Here is a 21,139-nt window from a genome sequence, read left to right on the forward strand (position 1 = left end):
TTTCACGGAGAAAACCTGCGTTACGTTTTGTTCTGTGCTCCTCCGTGCCCCCCCCCCTTAATTCCGTGTTTTAAGATTTGGGTCTGCTCACTGTTCCAGCCCTTATTTCGTGCCTTTCGTGTTTTTCGTGGACTCCGGCGCGCTACTTTAACGCACCACGCCAACGGGCTTGCCGCCCGTTCGCCATCGGCTTACAATACCCGACTAAATCTATCAACCTTTGTGAGCACCATCATGAGCATTCAAGACACCATTCGCCAACAAGTGACCGAAAATCCTGTGGTGTTGTATATGAAAGGTACGCCTTCATTCCCACAATGTGGTTTCTCATCGGGCGCGGTACAAATCCTGAAAAACTGTGGCGTGAATTTTGCGGCAGTGAACGTTTTGGCTGACCAAGACATCCGCCAAGGCATCAAAGAATACGCCAACTGGCCAACGATTCCTCAGCTCTACATCAAGGGCGAATTTATCGGTGGCTCAGACATTATGAAAGAGCTGTACGCCAACGGCGAATTGCAAACGATGCTGGCTGAGTTTAAAGCGGAATAAGCTGATTAAACGTTACAAAACGCCTTCTCTTTGGAAGGCGTTTTTATTTTGTCGAGGTATATAAATGTGGCCAATATATATCAATGGCCACGTTCATATACCTTAGCTTCAATTGTTTTCCTTCCATCTCATGCTAGTAAAATCATCTATTTTTGTTAGCATTGCGGTCTGAAAAAACCATTTATTGCCAAGACGAGAACCGATTATGAGCACCACTTTATTGCCTTGCGTCACCCTCGAAACCGCTCCAAACCCGACTGCTTCGGTCATCTGGCTGCATGGCTTGGGTGCGGATGGCAATGATTTTGCGGGCATCGTGCCGGAGCTGGGTTTACCAGCTGATTTGGCAGTACGGTTTATTTTTCCGCATGCGCCGATGATGCCGATTACCTGCAATAACGGCTATGTGATGCGCGCTTGGTATGACATCGTGCATTTCGATCAAATCAGCCGCCAAGCTGATATCGCTGGCGTGCAGCAATCGGTACAACACATTCGAGATTTGATCGCAGCAGAGAACGCCAAAGGTATACCTAGCCACCGTATCGTGCTAGCAGGCTTTTCCCAAGGCGGCGCAATTGCCTATACCGCGGGTCTCACGCATCCCGAAAAACTAGCCGGGATTGTGGCGCTGTCAACGTATTTGCCGGCAGAGTCTTTACTGACTGCTGAGAGCATTGCTGTTAATCAAGCGACGCCCGTCTTGGCTGCGCATGGCAGCCATGACCCGGTGGTCGGCATTTCACTAGGGCAAAGCGCCAAAGAATATGTAGGAAATCTAGGCGTAGCGGTGGATTGGCATACATACCCAATCCAACACTCAGTGTGCTTGCCAGAGATTCAATTGATTGGCCAGTTTATTGCTGCTAATTTGCGATAAAATCAGCGAAAATCAGAGAAATTTGCTTAATTGAGGGCATCGAGCGCGGTTTTTAACATCGCTAAAGGTTTCTCATCGATCTGAGTGATTTTTAGTTTGCTACGAAAAACATGCGCGCTCGCAACCAAAACAGACTCGGCCACTTTCACTTTCATCGGGATGTATTCATGATTTTTGCGTGATGCATCGAGTACATCCAGATAAAAGCGCATCACCACATCAAGCGGCAAAGCATTGGGCGAGGTCAACTCAAGTTGATTCTCGCTCGCCTGTGATACCTTCACCATCAAAGGTTCAGTCCCTTCCAGCAAAATCGCCCCACGCCAAGTCGTTCGTTTTAACTTGATCTCAGCCATCTGCTACGCCCCTATCATTTTATATTTGTAGCTAATGTAAATTGCAGCACGACAGTTTTCAAGCACAGTATCCGGCCACACGACTGACCACCTCCAACATCAACAGCCCCTAAACCTGCCGCAGCACAAAATCAGCGATGCGTTCACCCAATTGCAGCCTATGCTCACGTCGCGCAAAAGTATGATCTGCATCGGGCCACACTTCAAAAATCGCTTGCGGCAAGCAGGCGGCAACTTGTTCACCGATTGCCACGGGTACCGCTTGATCTTTGTCGCCATGCACAAGCAGTGTCGGAATATCAAGTGTGGCAAGGCCAGAAAACGGCGCGAGTCGATCCAGCTCCTGCCGGAAAGTTTGGCTGATTTCGAGCGCCAGAAAATCAATACAATCGGCGCGTTGCGCGGCGGAATTGTTCGCTGCGACCGCCTCGACCAATTGCGCCAAATTAGCCGCAGGCGCCAGCAAAGTCATCGTGCGCATCGCCTCATGATCAGCCAGCGCGGTTTGCAGCGCAACCAAGCCACCCATACTAAACCCGAGCACATGCCGCGCATACTCGGGATGGTGCTCGGCTAAATAAGTCAATAAATGCTGAGTTTGCGCCACTTGGCTGGCCACCGTAATGTCAGCAAATTCGCCATCACTTTCGCCGCAACCCAGAAAATCAAAACGGAACACGGCAATGCCGCGCGCCGCCAGCACCCGCGCCAGCGTCACAAAGAAATACGTAAATTCAATGCGATTGCCGGTAAATCCGTGCAGCATCAGCACCGCATGTTCAGCGGCGGCGGGCAGATGCGCGCTACCAGCGAGCTGCTGACCGTTGAAATCCACGCTTAAGGGCGTGATAGCGACATCGTTTGGCATGGTGCTTAGCATTGCGCCACCGCGACTGTTCTCAACGCCATAGTCGCCGCAGCCAATGTTGCTTCGATATCGGCATCAGTGTGTGCAGCCGATACAAAACCGGCTTCAAACGCTGATGGCGCGAGATAAACGCCGAGATCCAGCATCGCATGGAAAAAGGCATTAAATTTCGCGCGATCCGAGGCCATCACATCGGCAAATGACGTTGGCACAGTCTCAGAAAAATACACGCCAAACATACCGCCAACCGACTGCGCGCAAAGTCCGTGATCTGCGCCGATTTTATTCAAACCTGCGACAAACTTCGCCGTTTTTGCGCTTAAATTCTCAAAGAAGCCGGGTTTACTAATTTCGGCTAAGGTCGCCAATCCTGCCGCCACCGCCACCGGATTTCCCGACAAAGTACCCGCTTGATATACAGGACCGAGCGGCGCTAAATGCGCCATGATATCGGCGCGGCCGCCAAATGCAGCCAACGGCATACCACCACCCACCACTTTACCCAAACAAGTCAAATCAGGGGTAATGCCATGCAAGCCTTGTGTGCAGTGCAGTCCAACGCGAAACCCTGTCATCACTTCGTCGTAAATCAACACCGCGCCATGCTGCGTCGTGAGATTACGCATTGCAGCGACAAACTCGGCACTGGGTTGCACCATATTCATATTGCCAGCAATTGGTTCGACGATGATCGCGGCAATTTCGCTACCATTCGCAGCAAAAAGCGCCTCTAGCGCCGCGACATCGTTGTACGGCAACACAACCGTATCGGCCGCCACCGCCGCCGGAACGCCAGCTGACGACGGGTTGCCAAACGTCAACAAACCAGAGCCCGCTTTCACCAGCAAGCTATCGGCGTGGCCGTGGTAACAGCCTTCGAATTTGACCAATTTATCGCGACCAGTAAAACCGCGCGCGAGGCGGATCGCGCTCATCGTCGCTTCGGTACCGCTGGAAACAAGGCGAACTTGCTCGAGTGATGGCAGCATTTGGCATAGCAAATCAGCCAATTCGACTTCGCCCTCGGTCGGCGCGCCAAAGCTCATGCCGTTTTTGGCGGTATTCACCACCGCATCGATGACGGCTGGATGCGCGTGACCAAGGATCAACGGCCCCCAAGAGCCAACATAATCGATGTATTGCTTGTCGTCCGCATCCCAAACATAAGCGCCAGCACCTTTCTTAAAAAAGCGCGGCGTACCACCCACCGAGCCAAAAGCCCGCACCGGAGAATTCACCCCACCGGGGATGTGTTTTTTGGCAGATTCAAATAATTGTTCGTTACGGCTAGTCATGTGTTTTACCTTGGTTTAATGGGTATATGGATGGAGGCATTTTAAATAAATTGCTAAATTCATATACCTACTTAATAAATGCAATATTCAGCTTTGCCGTGCAAAGCTCGTCGGGCTGGGCATTTAACCCCCCTCAATATCAAGCCGACGAAGTCGGTGCAGATATAGGGTCGCCTTCTCTTGCTTACTTCTCTTGGCGAAGCAAGAGAAGTAAGTCCCCGTCGCGGACTGCGACTGTAAATCACCGTGCCGTAGGCACTAAAACCATTAATCCATTGATCTTACTACGTACCGATGCGGGCACCAACCGTGTACGATATCAGGATTCCCGCACCAACTCCGCCACCGCGCCATGCAATTGCGGTGCGCCAGCGAGCACCGAATAAATTTGCTCGGGCGCACTGGCCGACAGATCGAATTGAAGCGGTGCGCCATTGCTGGCCGTATAAAGGCCACCCGCTTCTTGCACAATCAGCATCGGCGCGGCGATGTCCCAGAGGCGGGTGCTTTGATTGAGCATGCCGCCCAAACGACCGTCGGCGGTATAGGCTGCATCAATCAAACTATTGGTCGCGCGCACATTGCGCACCCTTTGCAGCAATTGCGTTAACAGATGTATATCGCGTTCAGCAGCATCTAAATTAGGCTGCGCGTCCATACCGCATGCCCATAGTACATTTCTGAGTTCAGTTTCATCACTCACCTGAATCCGCTGGCCATTACGCTGAGCGCCGCTGCCTTTTTCAGCCACATACAGATCACCATTCACTGGCGTATGCAGCACGCCTAAAATCGGTTCAGTGCCACGAAATAGTGCGATCAACACGCCAAACCATGGAATGCCCGCCGCGAAATTCGAGGTGCCATCCAGCGGATCGACGACCCAGGTGTAGTCAGAAGGGCGTAAATCGCTGCCGAGTTCTTCCGAAATAATCGAATGACTCGGAAAGCGCTGGCGCAAACCCTGCACAATCAATTGCTCGGCAGCGGTATCGGCGACGGTGACAATATTGCTGATATCACTCTTGGTACTGATAGTTTGTTTTTGACCGAAACGGGTCAGCAGGGAGTGGCCCGCTAATTGAGCGAGTTCAATGGCACTATCGAGCATGGGTCTAATCCATGGTTATTTGATAGAAAAATCTGCGGTTTTGTAGGTGGTTTTATTCATTAATCCACTGCTTTAATTGTTGCCAGCGCAGCAAGATATCGCGTACATATTGCTCGACTTCGCGCTCACCAATTTCTCCCGTTAAACCATTAGCAGTCACTTGGCTTAAATCCACTCCGAGTCTAGCCGCCAGTTGTGCTGCGGCTGGGGTAATTTTGAGTGGATTGCTGCTTGATGGCTGGATCAGCGTATTGCGCGCTGGTGCAATGGGCGGCGAGGGAGCGTCTTCGGGTTCGATGTATACAAATCCAGTGGGCTCTTCTTCAACTTCCATCAATAGCAATAAATCTCCCGTATTCACTTCCTCATCCATGCCAACCATAAAGCTGCTGATTTCACCGGTTTCTGGCGCTAAAACGGGCCAAGTCTTTCCTTTGCATTCCAAAGTTAGCAGCAAGGTATCACGCGGTACGATTTGGCCCGGTTCCACGTGAAACAATGCGACCGCAACGGTATGCGGTAGCTCGGGAGCACAGATCAAGTGAGTGGTGTAGTTTTTATTCATTTAGGCTTGATTTTAACCAAGGTTTGTCATATTCACGCGCCTATAATGCAATCGATTGTGCATTGCAGCAATACGAATTCCCATTAGCGAGGGTAGGCGTGATGAGCATCGAAAATATTCTGTTTAATGATATTACGCTGGGGATGAATTATCAGCGTGAACATTTGGTTCGCTCCAGTGATTTTGCCTTATTTACGATGCTGGCGGGCTCGCACGATTGCGAGGGCGTCGCGGCAGCGCCGGCGATTGGCGTATTTTTGTTTGTCACCTCGGCGTGTATCAATTCATTTCCGGGGCACGGCGCGATTTTGAAAGAACAAGCGCTCCATGCGCATGGTGATGTGCGGCAAGGTGATGTGCTCACCATTGCATTAACCGTCACGCATAAATGCGTTCAGCACAATGAAGTCATCTTGGCAGCAACTTGCCACAATCAACACGGTGAATTGCTAGTGTCGGGCAATGTCACCGTCACCGCGCCAACCGAAAAATGCATTAGTCACTACGAAGAAGTGCCACAATTTACTTTGCGCAGCCCTCAAGTATTCGCCAAACTGCGCCAACAAACTGATTTGCTGCCAGCGGTCGTTACCGCGGTGGTGCATCCCTGTGATCGGGAATCTTTATTGGGCGCGATGGCAGCGGCAACGGCCAAATTGATCGTGCCGATTTTAGTCGGCCCCGAAGCCAAAATCCGCGCGCTAGCGCAGCAAGAAAATGTGGACCTAGGGAATACTCGGATTGTCGATACCGCGCATAGCCACGATTCTGCGGCCTTGGCGGTGGCTTTATGCCGTTCAGGTGAAGCGGCGGCCTTGATGAAAGGCAGTTTGCACACCGATGAAATGATGTCAGCCGTCACCTGCTCGAAAACGGGTTTACGTACAGGGCGACGTTTGAGTCATGTGTTTGTGATGGATGTACCAGCGTATGCAAGGCCACTCTTAGTCACCGATGCGGCGATCAATATCGCACCCGATTTGGCGGCTAAAGTCGACATCACGCAAAACGCGATTAATTTGGCGCATATTTTAGGCATCGCTTGCCCGAAAGTGGCGCTGTTGTCGGCGGTGGAAACCGTTTACGAAAAAATGCCTTCGACACTCGATGCCGCCTTGCTGTGCAAAATGGCTGATCGTGGGCAAATTACCGGCGCACAACTTGATGGACCTTTGGCTTTCGACAATGCAATCTCAATGACTGCCGCTAAAATGAAGAAAATTGTGTCGCCGGTGGCGGGGCAAGCGGATATTTTGGTCGTTCCCGATATTGAGTCCGGCAATATGCTGGCCAAGCAGATGAGCTATTTTGCGGGCGCTGATTCGGCTGGGATTGTGTTGGGGGCGCGGGTACCGATTGTGTTGACTAGTCGCGCCGACGATATTCAAACCCGTTTGGCCTCCGCCGCGGTGATGGTCTTGGTCGCCAACGCGATGAAGTGATGTATTTGTTTCTTGGCATTGATTTGCAATGTTTGTATAGCAATACCCGATAATGATGGTTTTATTTGGAGTGAATAATGAGTGATTTAGTTTTAGTGATTAACGCCGGTTCTTCGAGTATCAAGTTTTCATTGTTTGAAACCAGTAAAACCGATCCGGTCGTTCTGTTCAAAGGCCAAATGGAAGGCTTGTATGTTGAGCCAAAATTTAGCGCGAAAGATGCAGACGACAATAAAGTCGCCAATGAAACTTTACCAGCCGACGCGCCTAAAACGCACGACTATGCACTTCGCTTTATGTTGGAATGGTTGCAAACGCGCATTGCCGGCCGCAGCATCGCTGTCATCGGCCATCGCGTCGTGCATGGCGGTACGACATATTCGAAACCTGTTTTGGTGACTGAAGACGTTATCAAAGGTTTAGAAGCCTTGATTCCACTGGCTCCATTGCACGAGCCACACAACATTACGCCAATCAAAATCCTACAAGATTTACTACCGAATGTGCCGCAAGTGGCGTGCTTTGATACGGCCTTCCATACGACTCAGCCTGAATTAAATCAGCTGTTTGCCTTGCCGTATGAATTTGCGCAAAAAGAAGGCATTCGTCGCTACGGCTTCCACGGTTTGTCTTATGAATACATCGCCAGCGTGTTGCCAAGCATCGACACCAAAGCGGCTGAAGGCCGTACCGTCGTGGCACACTTGGGTAATGGCTCATCAATGGCAGGTTTACTCGGTGGCGTTTGCCAATCAACCACGATGGGTTTCACCGCGCTAGATGGTTTGCCAATGGGCACGCGTTGCGGTCGTATCGATGGTGGTGTGATTCTGCATTTGATGAATCACCTAAAAATGGACGCGAAACAAATCGAAACCTTGCTCTACAAAGAGTCTGGTCTACTCGGTTTGTCTGGCTTCTCAAGCGATATGCGCGACTTGCAAGAATCCGATTCGCCACGTGCGAAATTGGCGACCGACTATTTTGCCAATAGCGTAGTGCGTGAAACAGCCGCTTTGGCGGCGACTTTGGGCGGTATCGATGCGCTGGTGTTTACCGCAGGGATTGGCGAAAACGACGCACACACCCGCCAAGCAGTTTGCCATCAGTTACGTTGGTTAGGCGTTGATTTGGATGAAACCGCCAATGCAGTACGCTCGGGCGAACCACGCCGTATTTCTCTGGCAGACAGTAAAATCGCCGTGTACGTAATTCCAACAAACGAAGAGTTGATGATTTCTCGCCAAGCCTTGGCTTGTATTGCTTAAATTCATTCAGCATCGTTTGAACAAAAAAGCCGCTGATTTCAGCGGCTCAGATTGAAGACAAACCCCACTCGCGAAGCGAGGCTCCCCTCAAGGAGGGGACGGGAGGGGTGGGAATAAAACATCAAGGCGGCAAATTCAAAGCCTGACTGACTAGGCTCGGCTTTGCCGAGACTTGATGAATGTTGTTTTCCACGTTGTCTACCGCCTGAGCCGCTCTTATCAGCGGCTTTTTCATATGGATTTCATCTAGCTGCCGCATGATGATTGCCAGAATCGGTCAAAAGTCAGCTACGATATCGGATATTCATCGTTTTCGAGTAGAACAACCATGCTAGACCAAGACAATGTGATTGACGTCAGTGTAGAGCCACGCCAAATTCCACCAATGCAAGGCTGGCAGTGGATTGTGAGTGCGTTTCAGTTATTCAAACAATCGCCGACGGCATGGCTAGGAATTAGCGGCGTGTTTATTTTGGCGATGATTGGAATATCGCTACTGCCGATTGTAGGTAGTTTACTGTCGACTTTGCTCGGGCCAGTTTTTTTGGGCGGTTTGATGTTTGCGGCGCAAAAACAAACGCGTGGCGAAACGCCCTTATTAGTTGATTTATTTGCCGGGTTTCAACAGCGTTTTGCTGAGTTGCTCAAAGTCGGCGTTTTATACCTGTTTGGCACGATGTTGGTGGTACTGTTGATGGCCGGCTTGCTCGCGGGAGCGGCCTATTTGGGCTGGTTGACGATAGATAAAACGGTAGACACCTTTGCGCAAATGGGAGCCATTTGGCCGGTGATGATTTTAGTCCTTGCGGCGTTTGCTATCGTCTACAGCACTTATTTTTATGCCCCCACTTTGGTAATGCTACAAGGCTATAGCGCAGGTGAGGCGATGAAATTATCGTTCTTGGCGTTTTGGCGTAATTGGCAACCGATTTTAGTGATGTCTATCATTGGTGGTGTTTTGCTGCTGCTCGCGATGCTGCCGATGCTATTGGGCTTGATCATCGCGCTACCCGTGGCACTGATTACCAGTTATGTTTGTTATGCAGATGTTTTTGAAACTTCAACGGAGCACGATCTGTGACTGAAAGTCCTTTTAAAGGTAAAACTGGCGTTAAACGAGTGCTCAATGCCTTGGGTTATTCTCTCGATGGCTTATCAGCGGGCTGGGTTAACGAAGCGGCTTTTCGCCAAGTGACGCTGCTAGCTATTGTGGGCATTCCATTATCGCTCTTCTTGCCGATGCCACATTGGGCTCATGCTGTGGTGATTGCCAGCCATTTAGCCAGCATGATTGTCGAGCTACTCAATTCCGCCATTGAAGCGGCTGTCGATCATACCTCACTGGCCAAGCACGATCTCGCCAAACGCGCCAAAGACCTCGGCAGCGCCGCGCAATTAGTTTGCCTAGTCAACCTAGCCGCGATGTGGGCGCTGGCGTTACTCGCCACCTAATCTACGCTCCAAATCAAGCGCCACTCACCTTATCGGTGAGTGGCACAACTTACTTCAAAAAATAGAGCGCAAGCGATGAATAGCATCCATGAGCTCGGAAAGGAGCATCTTCAGCAAGCTCTGCAAGGCAAACCAGAAGCTCTCAGCGCACTTTTTCATGCTCGTGTCTCTGGCTGGGGGAAAATTTACGCCCACGAAGAAGAAATGACCGTTGGACTTTTTAGCGATCTTGAGCAAAAAATCGAGCCCGCTATAGCGTTCTCCTTGCTATCAAATGTTGTGGAGTTAGCTGAGTCAGCCGCAGATTTTGATCGCTTCAATTGCGCCCTTGATCTTATGTCATCGCTGGTAATTGCGAGTGAAACCACAGAGATACCACTAGCTCTTCAAACACAATTTTCCGCTGTGGAAAATAAAGCGCTTCGATTTGGTGGAGAACCTTGCGATTCAATCGCTGTAATTCGAAAACATTACCGCAATGAACTCTAAGCAGTTCGTCTAAGTAAACCGCTGACTGCAGCAGTATCATCTGAATTCCAAAAAAAACAGGCACCGCTTAATAATTAGGTCTTTCATTTTCTCATTGCTTTGCTTTCTTATTACTTAAAACCTTAATTTCAATAAGGTTTTAACCTCGTAAAAATCACCTTTATTCGATAAAAAACAAGCATTTAGCTCTGCATAAAGCCAAAAATCTGCGACAATGCGCGATTCGCTTTATTTGTGATCCGTATGAACGCCACTCATTCCCCGATTTATGACCTGCCTGCTGGCATCAAGCCGCGCAAACCTGCCCCATTCTTGCCGATGAGCCGCAAAGAAATGGATCAGTTGGGCTGGGATGAATGCGACATTATTATCGTCACAGGCGACGCCTATATCGATCATCCTAGCTTTGGCATGGCGCTGCTCGGGCGTTTGCTGGAGGCGCAAGGCTTTCGCGTTGGGATTATCAGCCAGCCCGATTGGACTTCGGCGGATGATTTCAAACAACTGGGCAAGCCGCGGTTATATTTCGGTGTGACGTCGGGCAATATGGATTCAATGATCAACCGCTACACGGCAGATAAGAAACCGCGCTCGGACGATGCCTACACCGCAGGTGGCGTAGCCGGGAAACGCCCTGATCGTGCGCTGAACGTGTATTGCCAACGCTGCCGTGAAGCGTATCCAGGCGTGCAGATTATGGCAGGCGGCATCGAGGCCAGCTTGCGCCGTATCGCTCAGTACGATTACTGGAGCGACAAAATCCGCCAATCGGCGCTGATTTATACCAAAGCCGACTTGCTGCTGTTTGGTAATGCCGAACGCGCCTTGGTGGAAGTGACGCAGCGTGTTGCGGCGGGCGAGAAAATGAGCGAAATCCGCGATGTGCGCGGCACGGCATTTTTAACGCCCAAAGGCTGGATGCCTGAAGGTTGGGTAGAGCTCGATTCATCCATCGTCGATATTCCAGGCAAGATCGACCCTCATGTCAACCCGTATGCAACGGAAGAAGAGAAGCAAAAGGACGCCGCAGCCAATACCCCAGCAGGCGCACCACAAACAATCCAAATTGTTTCACGTGAAGCACGCCTCGCGGCGCGCCGTGAAGTGCGTGGCCGCACCGTGATTCGAATTCCCTCGTTTGAGACGGTGACGCATGACCCTGTGAGCTACGCCCACGCCAGCCGCACTTTGCATCTGGAATCCAATCCGGGCAATGCGCGCGCCTTGGTGCAGCAACACGGCGAGCGTGATGTGTGGATGAATCCACCACCGATTCCGCTGGAAACCAAGGAAATGGATTACGCGTTTGACCAATATTTCGCGCGCAATCCGCATCCTAGCTACGGCAATCAAGTCATTCCGGCGTGGGACATGATTCGCTTCTCGATCAATATCATGCGCGGCTGTTTTGGCGGCTGTACTTTCTGCTCGATCACCGAGCATGAAGGCCGCATCATTCAAAGCCGCTCGGAAGGCTCGGTGCTGCGCGAAATCGAAGAAATCCGCGATAAAACCGCCGGCTTTACTGGCCATATTTCCGACCTCGGCGGCCCAACGGCGAATATGTATCGTCTGGCCTGTAAAGACCCAAAAATTGAAAAATCCTGCCGTCGCCTCAGCTGCGTCTACCCTGGTATTTGCGAAAACCTGAATACCGATCACAGCAGCTTGATTCAACTCTATCGCAAGGCGCGCAAAATCCCTGGCGTGAAAAAAATCACCATTGGCTCAGGCTTGCGCTATGACTTGGCGGTGGAGTCGCCTGAATACGTAAAAGAGTTGGTCACGCATCATGTGAGCGGCTATTTGAAAATCGCACCGGAGCATACCGAAGAAGGGCCGCTCTCAAAAATGATGAAGCCCGGCATTGGCACGTTTGAACGATTTAAGACGATGTTTGATCGATTCAGCGCCGAGGCAGGCAAAAAACAGTATTTGATCCCTTACTTTATCGCAGCGCATCCGGGCACCTCGGATGAAGACATGCTGAACTTGGCGCTGTGGCTAAAGAAAAACGATTTCCGCCCAGACCAAGTGCAAGCTTTTACGCCCACACCGATGGCGATGGCGACGACGATGTGGCACACCAAGCGCAATCCGCTTAAGCGTATTCATCGCAGCTCGGAAAAAGTCGACATCATTAAAGATGAAAAACGCCGTAAAGCGCACAAGGCCTTCTTGCGTTATCACGATCCAAAAAACTGGGCGCTACTGCGCGAAACATTGCGCGAAATGGGTCGAGCCGATTTGATCGGTAATAGCCCGAAACATCTGATTCCGATGGAAACGGCAGAAGAGCGTGCAATGCAAGCGCCACGTGGTAACGCCCGTGGTGGTGGTGGGCCGGGTTCGGTTGGCAGAATACCCAATCGTAGTAATGGGTCAAGAAGCACTGCAAACAATAGCCAGCGGGCAATACCCCGCAGCGGCACCAAACCAACAACTGGCAAACCCGCAGCACAACATAATACACGGCCAAATAGCGCAAAACTCACCGCTGCGCTCAGCAAAAAACCACGATCGCGTTAAAGTCATCTCAGCAATAAAAAAGCCACTGAGTATATCAAGTGGCTTTTTTATTGCATATTACGCTCGATGAGCAATCAACTAGCACGATACGCTAGCAAACGACGAAGTGTATTGATCAAGAAAATCAGCCGCTTCACGCTTGCTAGCAAACACCTGTGGCGAAAATAAATTGGCTTCGTGCAAGATTCCGACCAAATCAGCATCATCAGTAAAAGCTATTTTATTGCCAAATAAAACCAACCACTCGCCCGCCACTTGCAAAATCCGCGCATGTAATTGAGGCTGGTAGCCTTGTACTTGCGCCAAGGTATAAAGGGGAATGCCGTTGTATTGAAAGCTCATCGGTCGACTCAGTGGAAGGCAAAATTGCACACGACACATCTTGCCTGAAAACGATTCATCAAAGCAAACTGCCAATTTGTATGGCTAACGATGCGCGGTGTAGCGAACCACAAATCAGCTTTACTCACTTAAATGAGTCATAATTTCAAGCATTTGTTTCATGAAATATTCATTCTATTGTATCTGTGTTGCAAGATTGCAAGACTAAGCTCGCCTCACTTTATGCGAGGTGATTACAATGAAAGGGCATACTTCTTTATTGGCAATTTGTGCAACCCCATTGCTTCTGGCTGCGTGTGGAGGAGGATTTTCCACAGTCAGCGTACCGGTTGCGCCTTCTAAACCGGATGCCGTACCCACTAGCAAACCATCAACCACAACCCCCGCTCCAGTCGTTAACAACACACCAATTGATATTAAATTGTTGGCAATAAATGACTTTCACGGCAACCTCAAATCTGGCGGTAGCGTCACCATCCCCGACCCTGCTGACACGACCAAAACCATCAAAGTCGCCGCGGGTGGCAGTGAATATCTAGCAACATGGCTCAAAACACTCAAAGCCAAAAACCCCAACCATATCGTGGTCTCGGCGGGTGATTTGATTGGTGCCAGCCCCCTGCTATCGGCGCTGTTTCACGATGAGCCAACGATTGAAGCGATGAATGAAATGGGCTTGGAACTCAATGCCGTTGGTAATCATGAATTTGATGAAGGCAGCACCGAGCTAATGCGAATGCAAAACGGTGGCTGCCATCCAACGGATGGTTGCAAAGCAGGAACGACTTTTGGTGGCGCGAAGTTCAAATTCTTAGCCGCCAACGTCGTTGATAACAAAACCGGCAAAACCATTTTCCCTGAATATCACATCAAAGAATTTGGCGGTGTGAAGGTCGCATTTATCGGGATGACCTTGAAAAACACCCCAGCGATTGTCACACCAGCTGGCGTTGCGGGGCTGACGTTTAAAGATGAAGCCGACACCGTCAATGCTTTGGTTCCGAAACTGAAAGCACAAGGCATCGAATCCATCATCGTCATCGTGCACGAAGGCGGTACCCAACTCGGTAACTTGAATGAATGCAAAGGCGTCTCGGGTGAGATTGTTGATATTGTCAAACGTCTCGATACCGCAGTCGATGCCGTCGTTTCTGGCCACACACACCAAGCTTATAACTGCCAAATCAACGGCAAACTCGTCACTAGCGCGAATCAATATGGCCGAATGATTTCAGAAATCGACCTGACATTAGATCCACAAACCCGCGATGTGATTAAATCTTCGGCGAAAAACATCGTCGTTAGCAACGATGTAGCCAAAGATAGCGCGCAAACAGCGATTATCAGCAAATACGACGCTCTCGTAAAACCACTCGAAAATCGCGTCGTTGGAACATTAGCTGGCAGTTTACTCAAAGCCACCAATCCAGCAGGTGAAAGCACGCTCGGCAATGTAATTGCTGATGCACAACTAGCGGCCACCTCGGGCGCTACAGTCGGTGCTGCGCAAATTGCGTTTATGAATCCGGGTGGCGTTCGCGCCGATTTAATTCCAGTGGCAGGACAAGTGACTTATGGTCAATTATTCACCACACAACCATTTGGCAATACCTTGGTGTCGATGATGCTCACCGGCGCGCAAATCAAAGAGTTACTCGAGCAGCAATTTGTTGGCTACACCAATAATCAGCCATCCAATCGAATCTTGTTAGTATCTAATGGCTTTAGCTATAGCTGGGATTCAACGCTGCCCGCGGGGCAAAAAGTCGACACCGCCAATATCAAACTCAATGGTGTAGCGCTATCGAGCGTGATGAATTATCGCGTGACGATGAATAACTATTTGGCCTCGGGCGGCGATTTATTCACCGTGTTGACCAAGGGAACGAACATCCTCGGTGGCGCACAAGACGTCGATGCGTTGGAAGCCTACATCAAAGCCAATGCCAATCTGGCGGTACCCACATTAAATCGCGTAGTGAAAATCAAGTAATCCCGGTTTAACCATGCGCTAAATCAGAGCATCTAAACCTCAAACACCCCGATCAATTTAGATCGGGGTGTATTTATGTACAGCCTTTGATTAACAAGGCGTTTGAGAATATACATTGAAATTTAATTGTGAGTATAAATATGCTTGTGCAAGCAATGGATGCGGAATGACGCAGAGTGTCTGAAAACACGATGAAAGCAGCATTTGCCTACGATCACACTATGCTAATCACTAAGCCTCTACTTTAAATTGGATGCGCGCACTTAGGTTTCATCACCAATTGCCCTCTTCTTGAGTCAACTATTAACGTGTATAGCTAATTAGTCCGCAAACTCCCGCTTTAATACACCAAACAGCACAGAGTTTGTTCATCGGGTCAGTGCCAAAATAGCGCATGACATTTGCGTCGCTCTGCATAAAAAAATCGCCGCAGCATCTGCGGCGACGATTTCGCGTAGAACTAAACGCTGGGTTTCCAGTCGTGGAAAATCACTTATTGTTTCCATTCACTAAACGGATTTTCCGACAAGGCGCTGTTGTAATAACGAGCGTCGCCAGAGACTTCCGCACCCAGCCATGCAGGCTGTGGATAAGTTGCCTCTTCGCTGCTTAGCTCTAATTCAGCGACGATGAGCCCTGCATTCGCGCCGTGAAATTCGTCGATCTCAAAAGTGTGACCATCGATGTCAACCAGATGGCGGGTTTTATCCAACACATTTGGACAGAGTTGCAGCATCGCCAAGGCATCTTCAACAGGAATCGCGTATTCAAACTCAGCGCGGCTGATGCCGGCGTTTTTACCTTTGACCGTTAAAAATGCTGCTTTGCCTTTGGTACGAACGCGTACGGTGCGCTCTGGGTCGGTGCACAAATAGCCTTGCGCAATGCGTGTGCTCTGGCTGACTTGCTCGCGCCACGCCTCGCTGGCAACGAGAAATTTGCGTTCAATTTCCACTGCCATTATTCAACCGCCTGCTTGATGGTGGCATTTTCACGTAGATGGTTCGCGCCATCGTCGGCTAAATACACATTGCTTTTCCAATCGCTGCTCAGTTCATAGATACCCCAATCACTATGCTTTTGATCGACCAAGGCTTTGCGAGCGTCTTCCACGGTGCAATACACCGCCATGCCACGGTAATAGCCTTGCGGGTCGAGTAGCTCTGGCGGAAAGTCGGCTGGTAGTTTGTCCTTGGCGGTGCGGCCCGGTGCAGGCTCGGCTTGTTGGCTTTTGAGGATTTCTTTAATCTGGTTGGGGCCAATGGCGTAAACGCCACATTGCTTGCTCCCTGCGGCGGTACTTGATGATTCGCCACAGGCGCTGAGTAAAGCAATCAATAAAACAGGGAGCAAGGCTTTCATTTTTTGACCATTTAAAAAGGTTTCACAATCACCAATACGACGGTGGCAAATAAAACAAGCACGGGGAGTTCATTAAAAAAGCGATACCACACATGGCTGCGGGTGTTTTTACCGGCAGCAAAATCACGCACGATTTGTCGGCACCAAGCATGGTAAACAATTAATGAAGCTACTAAACCGAGTTTAACATGCATCCAGCGCCAGCCTTCACCCAGGTAAAACGCATAGTAGCTCCACGTCCACACCCCAAAAATCAGCGCCAATACACCAATCGGTGTCATAAATCGATACAACTTATGTGCCATTAAATTGAGCCGTGCTAATTCAGCAGGTTCTGTTGCCATCGCCAAATTGACAAACAAACGCGGCAGATAAAACAAGCCGGCAAACCAGCTAATCACAAAAATCAGATGCAAGGATTTAATCCACAACATAGTGCTTCCTTTGCAAAAATTTACTTGGCTTTAGTGGTTTTTTTCGGAGGCGTGCTCACCGTAGCTTTCACTTTGGCGGCCTCGTAGAGTGGCATCACCACCGGCACTTTAGCTTGCAATTCGGCAATTCGGGTATTGCTCGATGGGTGGGTCGACATAAATTCAGGTCCACTACCACCACCTTGGGCTGCCATTTTTTGCCATAAACTCACGGCGGCATTTGGGTTGTAACCTGCGCGTGCGGCGAGCTCCAGGCCAATTAAATCGGCTTCGGATTCATGCGTGCGGCTATTAGGCAGCGAGTAAGTCACATCAACCAAGGCATTGAGCCCGCCACCGGCTAAGTCTTGATACGCATCGTATTTGCCACCAGTAGCAATCGACAGCAATTGCATGCCGCCTTGCATCGCAATCGCTTTGCCGTACTCGGAGCTCATCCGTTCACGCCCATGTTCGCGCAGCGCGTGGGCGATTTCGTGGCCCATGATTTGCGCGATTTCATCATCAGTGAGTTTAAGCCGCTCAATAATGCCAGTGTAAAACATGATTTTGCCGCCCGGCATGCAGTAGGCGTTGAGCTCGGGGCTTTTCTCTACGTTAACTTCCCACTTCCATTGCGCCGCATCAGGGCGAAAAACAACAGTTTGCGGGATGAGTCGATCAGAGATTGCGCGAACACGGCGCACCGTTGGATCAGTATCAGGGAGCAATTTACCTTGTTGATTGGCTTTCTTGATGGTATCGGCATAGCTAGCAGCGGCCATTTGATCCACTTGCGCGCTTGATAACAACATACTTTGCTTGCGATTAGCGCCAACCGCGCCGCCGCTGGTGGTATTCACCTGCTGGCAAGCAGCGAGCAGCGTGGCCAGCAATGCACTTAATAACAAACGTTTCATCGTGATTCCTTTAGGGTGAGCTTAAATTTGCACCATTTCAAAATCTTCTTTACGCGCACCGCAATCGGGGCAGGTCCAGTTCATCGGCACGTCTTCCCATTTGGTGCCGGCAGCGATACCGTCTTCAGGACGCCCTTCGGCTTCGTCATAAATAAACGCACAGATTAGGCACATATATTTTTTCATCGGGATAAGTCGCTCAGAGTGGTTTAGAATTCTAATTTTACACGAACCACTCTGCGCATATGAATCCAACTCCACCCACCGTGCTGGTTTTTGCCGCCAATGATCCTTCGGGCGGCGCGGGTTTAATGGCCGATGTCTTGACCCTAGCCTCGCTAGGATGCCACACGCTGCCGATTGTGACGGCGATGACCGTGCAAGATAGCGCTGGCGTACAAGAATTTCATGCCATCGATGCCGAGATTGTTGATGAACAAGCGCGCTTTATCTTAGAAGACATCAGAATTGATGCGATTAAAGTTGGCATGGTCGGCAGCGTTGAAAATCTAGCTGTCATTGCTGAAATTGCTTCGGACTATCCAGATATTCCACTGATTTTAGAACCCGTGTTCAGTATGGGGCGCGGCGAAGAATTATCGAATGAAGAATTGATCGCGGCGATGCGCGAATTACTCTTGCCGCATACTTTACTGGTAACGCCCAATCATACTGAAGCCCGCTTACTCGCATCGGATGATCCCGATGAACAAGAAGAAATCCCACTTGATGCCGCTGCACAACGCATTTTAGAGTGTGGCTGCGAATATGTATTGATTGCCGGGACGCACGAAAAAACGCCAAAGGTCGTGAACACGCTCTATAGCCGCCTAGGACGAGTGCGAACCGATCAATGGGAGCGTCTGCCCGGTAGCTATCATGGCGCAGGCGCTACGCTGGCGTCGGCGATTGCTGGCGCTCTGGCTAATCGTATTGAGATTGCCGATGCAGTACGTGACGCACAAGATTACACTTGGCAAGCACTATCAAAAGCGTTTCGTCCTGGCATGGGGCAGTTTATTCCTGACCGCATGTTCTGGGCGCGCAGTTCTGATGAAGAAATCGCCGCTGAAATTGCCGAAGCCGCCGCCAACGCTGAATTTGAACCGCCAAAATCGGTGCAGTAATTTAAAAGCATGAGCCCACGAAAGGCACGAAAGTAAAGCCCAAATTAATATAAATAGTTTGTGATTTACCCTTGTTCGTGTTTTTCGTGAGCCATTTGTTTCCCTCTGTTTCACGTGAAACACATAGGAATCTGATGTCTCTTCCCCAAGTAATTATCTTGAACGGCACCAGTAGTTCAGGAAAAACCAGCATTGCCAAGGCACTGCAAGAATTGTTGCCACAGCAATATCTTAATTTCAGCATTGATAGCATTTTGTATGCGTTACCAGACAGTGATTTGCAGCTGATGAAACAAGGGCAAACGATAAGCCGCGCAGGTTACGATTGGCCGAGTTTGGTGCGTGGTTATCACTACTGCTTGCCCGCTTTATTGCAGGCCGGTTGCCATTTATTGATCGACAATGCCTGGTGTGAGCGCCATGAAAAACGCGAACTACTCACAGAACTAGCGGGTTATTCGGTCGCACTGATTGGTGTTCAATGTGATCTTGAGATCGCGCAGGCACGGGAGCAAGCACGTGGCGATCGGGCAATTGGTTTAGTCGCGTGGCAAGCACCGATTGTCCATCAAGATATGACTTACGATATTGAAGTAAATACGGCAGGTATCAAGCCGCAAGCATTGGCTAACAAGCTTTACGAGCAAATACTTAGTCAGCCATCTTGGCGTGGTGCAATTGAAACCTTAGAGCACTTGAATATTTATAGTTAAAGAACAATGCTATTAAGGTTCGTGCTCCCCTCGTCCTCACCGTAAGGAAATGCCATGTTCGATTACTATCAGCTCACCGTACCGGTTTACACGCGCGCGCTTAAACAGCTTGCTCATATTCTGGATAAAGCCGCTGAATACGCTGCAGCGAAAAAAGTTAGCGATGAAACCATGCTCGGTTTACGCCTTGCGCCTGATATGTTTAGCTTGGTAAAACAAGTGCAAATCGTTTGTGACAACGCAAAATTCGCGGTGGCACGATTGTCAGGAACGCAAGCACCAAAACACGATGACAGTGAAAATAGTTTTGCCGAACTGCAGGCGCGAATTGCCGCGACACTGCGTTTTGTAGAATCGCTACCGCAAGCGGCTTTTGTCGATGCGGAGAAAAGAACCATTACGCTGCCATTTATGCCAGATAAGCCGATGAGCGCAGAGTTTTATCTGCTGTCATTTGTGCAGCCCAATCTCTATTTCCACCTCAGCACAGCCTACGCAATTTTGCGCCATAACGGGGTTGATGTCGGTAAGAGCGATTATATCGGCGAAATGTAAATCAACATTATTCAGGAAAAAGAGCACGAGTTCGTGCTCTTTTATTTTGTCGTATTTCGGTGTGGATGGAGCAAGTGCTGGCGCAAGGCTTCAACTGACTCTAAGCGCGCCGCTTGCGCAATTTCTTGTTCGCCATCGGCACTGACTTTATACAGGCCATAGCGCATCGATTGCGGCTGGTTGGTGGTACTCCACACAGGGTGAATAGCGTAGGTCATGATCTTTATCGCTTTAGCGCGTGGACGGGGAAAGCTCGTTCTTCGAGGCGCTTAATCACAATATCGTACCAATTTACCTAATCTGAACTACCGTCTATCCCCTAGATGCTGCGCTGCGTCAGCCGGATGGAAACACCAGTGCCATGGCTCATACACATAGCCATAGGGATTGTTGCGCGGGAAAGACAGCGTAAAGCCAAATTCGCCTGCATGTTCGCTTAGCCAAGCAAATGCGGCCGTTGTTTCAAATTCTTCGGTAACGACGGGGCCACCCGGCGTGAAAATATCCACCGCCCGACCCGTATGATGTTCGCTGCAGCCCGGTGGTGCGAGCACTTGCAAAATGTCGTCAATGCCAATTCCTGCGTCGAGCTTCTTTTGAATCAGCTCAACTTGCCGTGAGCTGGCGCGATACGCCGAGGCAATTTTTAAATCAATTCCATCATGCAAGGCGGCCGCTTGCATCGACCACCATGCTTGCGCAGCTGCTGGGGTAAGTTGCCATATGCGGCCATCGATGGCGGTTTCGACGTTGACCAGCTCGGTCGCCTCATCAAACACGCACAAAGCTTTATGTTGCAAGACTTCGGGCTCAATGCCGAGTTGCTGCCAGAGGGTTTGTAAATGCGGGGGTAAATTCATCACTGACCTTATTGATGGAAGTGAAGTGGTTCTACACCTCACTCCTA

Annotated in this window: 25 protein-coding genes; 12 read left to right on the forward strand and 13 right to left on the reverse strand. The window is 50.0% G+C overall.

Features of this window, described 5'->3' with window-relative positions:
* The first annotated feature begins 234 nt into the window (after positions 1-234).
* Complete coding sequence (gene grxD, locus GM173_RS15275) at positions 235-552, forward strand: Grx4 family monothiol glutaredoxin (protein ID WP_239078556.1); 318 nt, start codon at positions 235-237, stop codon at positions 550-552.
* A gap of 205 nt (positions 553-757) precedes the next feature.
* Complete coding sequence (locus GM173_RS15280) at positions 758-1,432, forward strand: alpha/beta hydrolase (RefSeq protein ID WP_203572258.1); 675 nt, start codon at positions 758-760, stop codon at positions 1,430-1,432.
* Positions 1,433-1,458: 26 nt separating this feature from the next.
* On the opposite strand, the gene GM173_RS15285 is transcribed toward GM173_RS15280, so the two are convergent.
* From GM173_RS15285 to GM173_RS15305, 5 genes are all read right to left on the reverse strand, one after another.
* Positions 1,459-1,788, reverse strand: coding sequence for a hypothetical protein (locus GM173_RS15285; protein WP_203572259.1), 330 nt, complete (start codon positions 1,786-1,788; stop codon positions 1,459-1,461).
* A gap of 109 nt (positions 1,789-1,897) precedes the next feature.
* Positions 1,898-2,668 (reverse strand): alpha/beta hydrolase family protein, encoded by a 771-nt coding sequence (locus GM173_RS15290; RefSeq protein ID WP_203572260.1) that lies wholly within the window; start codon positions 2,666-2,668, stop codon positions 1,898-1,900.
* Positions 2,662-3,951 carry a glutamate-1-semialdehyde 2,1-aminomutase gene (gene hemL / locus GM173_RS15295; RefSeq protein WP_203572261.1) on the reverse strand — a complete coding sequence of 430 codons (1,290 nt, stop codon included), beginning with the start codon at positions 3,949-3,951 and terminating at the stop codon, positions 2,662-2,664. Before hemL ends, GM173_RS15290 begins: the two co-directional genes overlap by 7 nt.
* A gap of 319 nt (positions 3,952-4,270) precedes the next feature.
* Positions 4,271-5,062, reverse strand: coding sequence for an inositol monophosphatase family protein (locus GM173_RS15300; protein WP_203572262.1), 792 nt, complete (start codon positions 5,060-5,062; stop codon positions 4,271-4,273).
* A 52-nt stretch (positions 5,063-5,114) separates the two neighbouring features.
* Positions 5,115-5,627, reverse strand: a complete 513-nt coding sequence (locus GM173_RS15305; protein ID WP_203572263.1) for an E3 binding domain-containing protein — start codon at positions 5,625-5,627, stop codon at positions 5,115-5,117.
* A gap of 101 nt (positions 5,628-5,728) precedes the next feature.
* Between GM173_RS15305 and GM173_RS15310 the strand changes: the two genes are divergently transcribed.
* From GM173_RS15310 to GM173_RS15335, 6 genes are all read left to right on the forward strand, one after another.
* Entirely contained in the window at positions 5,729-7,069 is a 1,341-nt protein-coding gene (locus GM173_RS15310; RefSeq protein ID WP_203572264.1) for a bifunctional enoyl-CoA hydratase/phosphate acetyltransferase, read from the forward strand.
* A gap of 77 nt (positions 7,070-7,146) precedes the next feature.
* A complete protein-coding gene (locus GM173_RS15315; protein WP_203572265.1) occupies positions 7,147-8,337 on the forward strand; it encodes an acetate/propionate family kinase in 1,191 nt (396 codons plus the stop codon).
* Between the two features lie 328 nt (positions 8,338-8,665).
* The gene (locus tag GM173_RS15320) at positions 8,666-9,418 is read left to right on the forward strand and encodes a BPSS1780 family membrane protein (protein WP_203572266.1); all 753 of its coding nucleotides are present in this window, start codon (positions 8,666-8,668) and stop codon (positions 9,416-9,418) included.
* Complete coding sequence (locus GM173_RS15325; RefSeq protein ID WP_308439617.1) at positions 9,415-9,789, forward strand: diacylglycerol kinase; 375 nt, start codon at positions 9,415-9,417, stop codon at positions 9,787-9,789. The genes GM173_RS15320 and GM173_RS15325 overlap by 4 nt, the downstream gene beginning before the upstream one ends.
* 75 nt (positions 9,790-9,864) lie before the next feature.
* A complete protein-coding gene (locus tag GM173_RS15330; protein WP_203572267.1) occupies positions 9,865-10,278 on the forward strand; it encodes a hypothetical protein in 414 nt (137 codons plus the stop codon).
* Between the two features lie 243 nt (positions 10,279-10,521).
* Positions 10,522-12,807, forward strand: a complete 2,286-nt coding sequence (locus GM173_RS15335; RefSeq protein ID WP_203572268.1) for a YgiQ family radical SAM protein — start codon at positions 10,522-10,524, stop codon at positions 12,805-12,807.
* A 78-nt stretch (positions 12,808-12,885) separates the two neighbouring features.
* On the opposite strand, the gene GM173_RS15340 is transcribed toward GM173_RS15335, so the two are convergent.
* On the reverse strand, positions 12,886-13,149 hold the full coding sequence (locus GM173_RS15340) for a hypothetical protein (protein WP_203572269.1): 264 nt from the start codon (positions 13,147-13,149) through the stop codon (positions 12,886-12,888).
* A gap of 238 nt (positions 13,150-13,387) precedes the next feature.
* Between GM173_RS15340 and GM173_RS15345 the strand changes: the two genes are divergently transcribed.
* Positions 13,388-15,142, forward strand: a complete 1,755-nt coding sequence (locus GM173_RS15345; RefSeq protein ID WP_203572270.1) for a bifunctional metallophosphatase/5'-nucleotidase — start codon at positions 13,388-13,390, stop codon at positions 15,140-15,142.
* Between the two features lie 493 nt (positions 15,143-15,635).
* Here the strand turns inward: GM173_RS15345 and GM173_RS15350 are convergent, their stop codons facing one another.
* The 5 genes from GM173_RS15350 to GM173_RS15370 are packed head-to-tail and all read right to left on the reverse strand — an operon-like array spanning position 15,636 to position 18,011.
* Complete coding sequence (locus GM173_RS15350) at positions 15,636-16,103, reverse strand: CYTH domain-containing protein (protein WP_203572271.1); 468 nt, start codon at positions 16,101-16,103, stop codon at positions 15,636-15,638.
* Positions 16,103-16,504 (reverse strand): DVU_2496 family lipoprotein, encoded by a 402-nt coding sequence (locus GM173_RS15355; protein WP_203572272.1) that lies wholly within the window; start codon positions 16,502-16,504, stop codon positions 16,103-16,105. Before GM173_RS15355 ends, GM173_RS15350 begins: the two co-directional genes overlap by 1 nt.
* An 11-nt stretch (positions 16,505-16,515) precedes the next feature.
* Positions 16,516-16,938 (reverse strand): CopD family protein, encoded by a 423-nt coding sequence (locus GM173_RS15360; protein ID WP_203572273.1) that lies wholly within the window; start codon positions 16,936-16,938, stop codon positions 16,516-16,518.
* Positions 16,939-16,958: 20 nt separating this feature from the next.
* Positions 16,959-17,837, reverse strand: a complete 879-nt coding sequence (locus GM173_RS15365) for a M48 family metallopeptidase (RefSeq protein WP_203572274.1) — start codon at positions 17,835-17,837, stop codon at positions 16,959-16,961.
* A 21-nt stretch (positions 17,838-17,858) separates the two neighbouring features.
* Positions 17,859-18,011 (reverse strand): rubredoxin, encoded by a 153-nt coding sequence (locus tag GM173_RS15370; protein WP_444542503.1) that lies wholly within the window; start codon positions 18,009-18,011, stop codon positions 17,859-17,861.
* Between the two features lie 71 nt (positions 18,012-18,082).
* Here GM173_RS15370 and thiD point away from each other — a divergent pair, with 71 nt between their 5' ends.
* From thiD to GM173_RS15385, 3 genes are all read left to right on the forward strand, one after another.
* A complete protein-coding gene (gene thiD / locus GM173_RS15375) occupies positions 18,083-18,964 on the forward strand; it encodes a bifunctional hydroxymethylpyrimidine kinase/phosphomethylpyrimidine kinase (RefSeq protein WP_203572276.1) in 882 nt (293 codons plus the stop codon).
* 134 nt (positions 18,965-19,098) lie between these two features.
* A complete protein-coding gene (locus tag GM173_RS15380) occupies positions 19,099-19,677 on the forward strand; it encodes a chloramphenicol phosphotransferase CPT family protein (RefSeq protein WP_203572277.1) in 579 nt (192 codons plus the stop codon).
* Between the two features lie 54 nt (positions 19,678-19,731).
* The gene (locus tag GM173_RS15385) at positions 19,732-20,232 is read left to right on the forward strand and encodes a DUF1993 domain-containing protein (protein ID WP_203572278.1); all 501 of its coding nucleotides are present in this window, start codon (positions 19,732-19,734) and stop codon (positions 20,230-20,232) included.
* Between the two features lie 41 nt (positions 20,233-20,273).
* Here the strand turns inward: GM173_RS15385 and GM173_RS15390 are convergent, their stop codons facing one another.
* On the reverse strand, positions 20,274-20,450 hold the full coding sequence (locus GM173_RS15390) for a hypothetical protein (protein ID WP_203572279.1): 177 nt from the start codon (positions 20,448-20,450) through the stop codon (positions 20,274-20,276).
* 87 nt (positions 20,451-20,537) lie between these two features.
* Positions 20,538-21,092 carry a M15 family metallopeptidase gene (locus GM173_RS15395; protein WP_203572280.1) on the reverse strand — a complete coding sequence of 185 codons (555 nt, stop codon included), beginning with the start codon at positions 21,090-21,092 and terminating at the stop codon, positions 20,538-20,540.
* Positions 21,093-21,139 lie beyond the last annotated feature (47 nt).

It is taken from the genome of Deefgea chitinilytica (assembly GCF_016881405.1).
GTDB classification, from domain to species: Bacteria; Pseudomonadota; Gammaproteobacteria; order Burkholderiales; family Chitinibacteraceae; genus Deefgea; species Deefgea chitinilytica.

Coding starts and splice junctions, on each gene's coding strand:
- grxD (WP_239078556.1), top strand. CDS start 235: ATGAGCATTCAAGACACCATTCGCCAACAAGTGACCGAAAATCCTGTG.
- GM173_RS15280 (WP_203572258.1), top strand. CDS start 758: ATGAGCACCACTTTATTGCCTTGCGTCACCCTCGAAACCGCTCCAAAC.
- GM173_RS15285 (WP_203572259.1), bottom strand. CDS start 1,788: ATGGCTGAGATCAAGTTAAAACGAACGACTTGGCGTGGGGCGATTTTG.
- GM173_RS15290 (WP_203572260.1), bottom strand. CDS start 2,668: ATGCTAAGCACCATGCCAAACGATGTCGCTATCACGCCCTTAAGCGTG.
- hemL (WP_203572261.1), bottom strand. CDS start 3,951: ATGACTAGCCGTAACGAACAATTATTTGAATCTGCCAAAAAACACATC.
- GM173_RS15300 (WP_203572262.1), bottom strand. CDS start 5,062: ATGCTCGATAGTGCCATTGAACTCGCTCAATTAGCGGGCCACTCCCTG.
- GM173_RS15305 (WP_203572263.1), bottom strand. CDS start 5,627: ATGAATAAAAACTACACCACTCACTTGATCTGTGCTCCCGAGCTACCG.
- GM173_RS15310 (WP_203572264.1), top strand. CDS start 5,729: ATGAGCATCGAAAATATTCTGTTTAATGATATTACGCTGGGGATGAAT.
- GM173_RS15315 (WP_203572265.1), top strand. CDS start 7,147: ATGAGTGATTTAGTTTTAGTGATTAACGCCGGTTCTTCGAGTATCAAG.
- GM173_RS15320 (WP_203572266.1), top strand. CDS start 8,666: ATGCTAGACCAAGACAATGTGATTGACGTCAGTGTAGAGCCACGCCAA.
- GM173_RS15330 (WP_203572267.1), top strand. CDS start 9,865: ATGAATAGCATCCATGAGCTCGGAAAGGAGCATCTTCAGCAAGCTCTG.
- GM173_RS15335 (WP_203572268.1), top strand. CDS start 10,522: ATGAACGCCACTCATTCCCCGATTTATGACCTGCCTGCTGGCATCAAG.
- GM173_RS15340 (WP_203572269.1), bottom strand. CDS start 13,149: ATGAGCTTTCAATACAACGGCATTCCCCTTTATACCTTGGCGCAAGTA.
- GM173_RS15345 (WP_203572270.1), top strand. CDS start 13,388: ATGAAAGGGCATACTTCTTTATTGGCAATTTGTGCAACCCCATTGCTT.
- GM173_RS15350 (WP_203572271.1), bottom strand. CDS start 16,103: ATGGCAGTGGAAATTGAACGCAAATTTCTCGTTGCCAGCGAGGCGTGG.
- GM173_RS15355 (WP_203572272.1), bottom strand. CDS start 16,504: ATGAAAGCCTTGCTCCCTGTTTTATTGATTGCTTTACTCAGCGCCTGT.
- GM173_RS15360 (WP_203572273.1), bottom strand. CDS start 16,938: ATGTTGTGGATTAAATCCTTGCATCTGATTTTTGTGATTAGCTGGTTT.
- GM173_RS15365 (WP_203572274.1), bottom strand. CDS start 17,837: ATGAAACGTTTGTTATTAAGTGCATTGCTGGCCACGCTGCTCGCTGCT.
- GM173_RS15370 (WP_444542503.1), bottom strand. CDS start 18,011: ATGTGCCTAATCTGTGCGTTTATTTATGACGAAGCCGAAGGGCGTCCT.
- thiD (WP_203572276.1), top strand. CDS start 18,083: ATGAATCCAACTCCACCCACCGTGCTGGTTTTTGCCGCCAATGATCCT.
- GM173_RS15380 (WP_203572277.1), top strand. CDS start 19,099: ATGTCTCTTCCCCAAGTAATTATCTTGAACGGCACCAGTAGTTCAGGA.
- GM173_RS15385 (WP_203572278.1), top strand. CDS start 19,732: ATGTTCGATTACTATCAGCTCACCGTACCGGTTTACACGCGCGCGCTT.
- GM173_RS15390 (WP_203572279.1), bottom strand. CDS start 20,450: ATGACCTACGCTATTCACCCTGTGTGGAGTACCACCAACCAGCCGCAA.
- GM173_RS15395 (WP_203572280.1), bottom strand. CDS start 21,092: ATGAATTTACCCCCGCATTTACAAACCCTCTGGCAGCAACTCGGCATT.